Annotated in this window: 4 protein-coding genes and 1 pseudogene; 1 reads left to right on the top strand and 4 read right to left on the bottom strand. The window is 73.0% G+C overall.

Annotated features, from left to right (window positions below; translation table 11 throughout):
* The 3 genes and pseudogenes from H5J29_RS23505 to H5J29_RS35955 form a co-directional block, all read right to left on the bottom strand.
* A partial coding sequence (locus H5J29_RS23505; protein WP_181783207.1) for a hypothetical protein occupies positions 1-217 on the bottom strand: 217 nt, incomplete at its 3' end.
* A gap of 37 nt (positions 218-254) precedes the next feature.
* Complete coding sequence (locus H5J29_RS23500; protein ID WP_181783208.1) at positions 255-605, bottom strand: WhiB family transcriptional regulator; 351 nt, start codon at positions 603-605, stop codon at positions 255-257.
* Positions 606-1,161: 556 nt separating this feature from the next.
* Positions 1,162-3,196, bottom strand: a pseudogene (locus H5J29_RS35955) (ATP-dependent DNA helicase UvrD2).
* A 140-nt stretch (positions 3,197-3,336) separates the two neighbouring features.
* Between H5J29_RS35955 and H5J29_RS23490 the strand changes: the two are divergent.
* A complete protein-coding gene (locus H5J29_RS23490) occupies positions 3,337-3,579 on the top strand; it encodes a mycoredoxin (RefSeq protein WP_181783206.1) in 243 nt (80 codons plus the stop codon).
* 33 nt (positions 3,580-3,612) lie between these two features.
* On the opposite strand, the gene nudC is transcribed toward H5J29_RS23490, so the two are convergent.
* Positions 3,613-4,072 (bottom strand): NAD(+) diphosphatase (gene nudC, locus H5J29_RS23485; protein ID WP_181783205.1); only part of this gene is annotated, 460 nt, incomplete at its 5' end.

Raw genomic sequence — 4,072 nt, 5'->3', positions numbered from 1 at the left:
GGGCGCGCTCGGCGCGGCGGGCGGCGTAGGCCGCCACGCGCGCCCAGCGACGCTCCGCGGCGAGCCTGCGTACGAGTCGATGCTCGTACCCGGCTTGTTCCGCGTCGCGCTGTCGCGATCGGGCGAGGGCTTCGTTCATGAGCAACATGGCGGTCCCCTGGGCGTCGAGGGTGGTCGGCTGCTTCGGGTGGTCGATCGGCGTCACGAAGGTGCTCATCGGAATCTGTTCTCCTACTTCGAAAGTGGTGGTCGGGTCAGGCGTAGGACCGGGCGCCGAGCGCCTTGGCCAGTTCCTGGGCCCGCTGTTGGGCCTCGGCCCAGGCCTGGTCTCGGGCGAGGTCGGCCTTGCTCGGCCTGCCCCGGGGGCGCTTGCGCGGGACGACGACTCCCCTCTCGAAGATCTCGCCGCCCCACACCCCCCACGGCTCCTCGCGTGAGAGCGCGCCCGCCAGACACTCGATCCTGAGCGGACAGTCCGCGCAGAGCGCCTTCGCCCGCTCGAGCTCGGCCGGGGACTCCGCGAACCACAGGTCCGCGTCCCCCCCCCGCCGACACGGCAGGTCCAGGCCCGTCTCCGGGACGTCGGACAGCAGCCCTCCGATCATCGGGGCGGTGTCGCCGCCGCCGGTCTCGGTCGTGATCGCCCCGCCGTCGCACGGGGTGGATCTCACTAGCACCGCACTACCTCCTGTGTGGTGGGTGTTTCTTCTCTTCGGTCTCCTCCGCTCCCCCTGGGCTGTCCGCCCTGGTCAGGGGAACAAAAAAGGGGCCGCGGATCCCTGGTGTGGGTTCCGCGGCCCCGAAGTCTCGGCCGGTCGGGCTGATCAGGTCGAATATCGACCCGGCCCGGGTGGAACGGTCACACCTGTCCAGTTGTGATCGATGACGCCGACGCCCTGCGGGACGTAGGCACGCTGCGCCCAGCCACCGCGGAGACGCGCGGACTCGGGCTTGGTGACGGTCGCGGCACCCTTGGCCGGCACACCGCACACGGATCCCGTGGTCCGGGTCATCGTGAAGATCTTCATCGCGGCGTGCCTCCTTTCGATGCGGGCCGTGGCAGGGGACGGGCTGTTGCTCCGTCCGTGCGAATGACAGTAAACCGGGGGGTCAGACGCGCACAACTGAATAAATCCGTTGATTCGGGAAGCATCTCGTGACTCACCCCGAGTCGCTCACGAGGGCGAGCACCTCGGGGCCGTAGCGGTCCAGCTTCCGGGACCCGATCCCCGGGATGCCGACGAGCGCCGCGGAGTCCGCGGGACGCTGCTCGGCGATGGCGGTGAGGGTGGCGTCGGTGAAGATCACGTAGGACGGGACGCCCTGGCGTTTCGCCACGTCACCCCGCCAGTCCCGGAGCCGTTCGAGGAGCTCGGTGTCCACATCGGACGGACACGCGCCGCACCGCTGCAGCTTCAGTGCCTCGGTGCCGATCAGCGGCTCGCCGCAGACCCGGCACCGCGGCTTGACGCCGTTGGCCCGGCGTTGACCGCCCTGCGCGACCCGGGAGGCGGGGTGCTCCTCCGGGATCAGCCCGTAGAGGAACCGGCTGCGCCGCCGCTGCCGCCCGCGCCCCGAGTTCCGGGCCAGCGCCCAGGAGATCCGGAGCACCCGCCGCGCGCGGGTGACCCCGACGTAGAGCAGCCTGCGCTCCTCCTCGATCGCCGCCTCGTCCCCCTCGGCGTGCTGGATCGGCAGCGTCCCGTCGACCACCCCGACGAGGAACACGACGTCCCACTCCAGCCCCTTCGCCGCGTGCAGCGACGCGAGCGTCACGCCCTGGACGGTCGGCGGGTGCGCGGCGTCCGCCCGGGCCTCGAGCTCGGCGGAGAACCGCCGCAGGTCTGCCTCGGGCTCGACGGCGACGAGCTCCTCGGCCAGCCCGACGAGCGCGAGCAGCGACTCCCACTGCGCCCGCATGGCCGCACCGGCGGGCGGCTCGTCCGTGAGGCCGACCGTGCTGAGCACCCGGCGCACCGCGGTGACCATGTCCTTCCCCGGCGGCAGGGGCGGCGCGGTGCGCAGCGTCCCCATCGCCCGGCGCACCTCGGCCCGGGTGAAGAAGCGCTCGCCGCCCCGCACCTGGTACGGCACCCCGGCCTCGGTGAGGGCCTGCTCGTAGACCTCGGACTGCGCGTTGATCCGGAAGAGCACGGCGATCTCGGCGGCGGGCGTCCCGTCGGCGACCATCCGGCGGATCTTGGCGGCGACGGCCGCAGCCTCCTCCGGCTCGTCCGGGTGCTCGGAGAAGTCCGGGTCCGGCCCCGGCGGCAGCTGTCCGACGAGCCGGAGCCTGCTCCCGGCCACCCGGCCCCGGGCCGCGCCGATCACCGTGTTGGCGGCGGACACGATCTGCGGGGTGGACCGGTAGTCCCGGGTCAGCCGCACGACGGTGGCCTCGGGGAAGCGGCGCGGGAAGTCCAGCAGGAACCGCGGCGAGGCGCCCGCGAACGTGTAGATCGTCTGGTTGGCGTCCCCGACGACGGTCAGGTCGTCCCGCGGGCCGATCCAGGCATCGAGCACCCGCTGCTGCAGGGGCGTGACGTCCTGGTACTCGTCCACCACGAAGCAGCGGTACCGGTCCCGGAACTCCTCGGCGACGGCGCCGTGCTCCTCCAGCGCGGCCGCAACGTGGAGCAGCAGGTCGTCGAAGTCCAGCAGCTCGGCCTGGTTCTTCAGGGCCTCGTACCCGGCGTAGACCAGCGCGACCTGCTCGGCCGGGCCCGGCACGTCACGGTTCCGGCGGGCCACCTCCGCGGCGTACGACTCCGGGGTGACCAGGCTCGACTTGGCCCACTCGATCTCGGTGGCCATGTCCCGCAGCGCGTCGGAGTCCGTGCCCGCCTTGGCCCGCGCCGCGGCCTGCCCGACCAGCCGGAGCTTGCCCTCCAGCAGCTGCCACGGCCGCTCGCCCACGACCTGGGGCCAGAAGTACCGGAGCTGCCGCAGGGCCGCGGCGTGGAAGGTGCGGGCCTGGACGCCCGACGCGTCGAGCGCGCGGAGCCGGGTGCGCGGGCCGCGGGGTGAACGTGACCGCCAGGACCTGCCCGGGCGCGACGTGCCCGTGCGCCACCAGGTGGGCGATCCGGTGGGTGATCGTGCGCGTCTTGCCGGTACCCGCGCCCGCCAGCACGCAGACGGGCCCACGCGGCGCCGTCACCGCCGCGCGCTGCTCCTCGTCGAGGTGGTCCGTCATCGGGGGGACGGGGTCGTGGGGGCGGCGGGCTGGGTCACGGGAGCCATCCTGACAAACACCCCCGACGGTTTCGGGAACGGGCACACAGTGACCCACGGCACAGCGGGAACGGCGGCCTCCTCAGGACTGTTGCACCGGACATGGCCGATCTGACGATGTACACCACGACCTGGTGCGGCTTCTGCCGCCGCCTCAAGCTCCAGCTCGACGAGGCGGGCATCGCGTACCGCGAGATCGACATCGAGCGGGACCCCGACGCCGCACGGTTCGTGGAGGGCGTGAACCGCGGCAACCAGACCGTGCCGACGGTGGTCTACCCGGACGAGACGACGGCGACCAACCCGAGCTTCGCCGACGTCAAGCGCAAGCTCGCCGCCGCCTGATCGGTCGAGCCGCCTGGTCGGTCGAGCCCCCGATCAGTCGAGCTCGGCCCACGCGTCGAGCATCGAGCGGGCGATCGACACCCGGCCCGGGAGCAGCACCGTCCTGCTCCCCGGCTCCGGGGTGGCGGCCCAGTCGCCCCTCGCCATCGACTCGCGCAGCTCGGCGCGGGTGATCCAGCGTGCCTCCTCGATCTCGCCGTCCGCGGGGACCAGCGGCTGGTCGGGGTCCGCTCGCGCGTGGAAGCCCAGCATGAGCGAGCGCGGGAAGGGCCATGCCTGGCTGCCGAGGTAGGTGACGTCCGTGACGTCGAGCCCCACCTCCTCGCCGATCTCGCGCGCGACGCAGGCCTCCAGCGACTCGCCCGCCTCGACGAAGCCCGCGAGCACGGAGTAGCGCCCGGGCGGCCACACCGGCTGACGGGCGAGCAGGACGCGGTCCGCGCCGTCGTGGACCAGGCAGATGACCGCCGGGTCCGTGCGCGGGTACTCCTCG

The sequence above is a fragment of the Pseudonocardia pini genome, assembly GCF_013870575.1.
GTDB classification, from domain to species: domain Bacteria; phylum Actinomycetota; class Actinomycetes; order Mycobacteriales; family Pseudonocardiaceae; genus Pseudonocardia; species Pseudonocardia pini.
Note: the sequence above shows the minus strand (reverse complement) of the source record. Positions and strands in the feature narration are given on the sequence as shown.

Excerpts from the sequence above, each read along its gene's own strand:
- H5J29_RS23500 (WP_181783208.1), bottom strand. The coding sequence starts at position 605 with ATGATCGGAGGGCTGCTGTCCGACGTCCCGGAGACGGGCCTGGACCTG.
- H5J29_RS23490 (WP_181783206.1), top strand. The coding sequence starts at position 3,337 with ATGGCCGATCTGACGATGTACACCACGACCTGGTGCGGCTTCTGCCGC.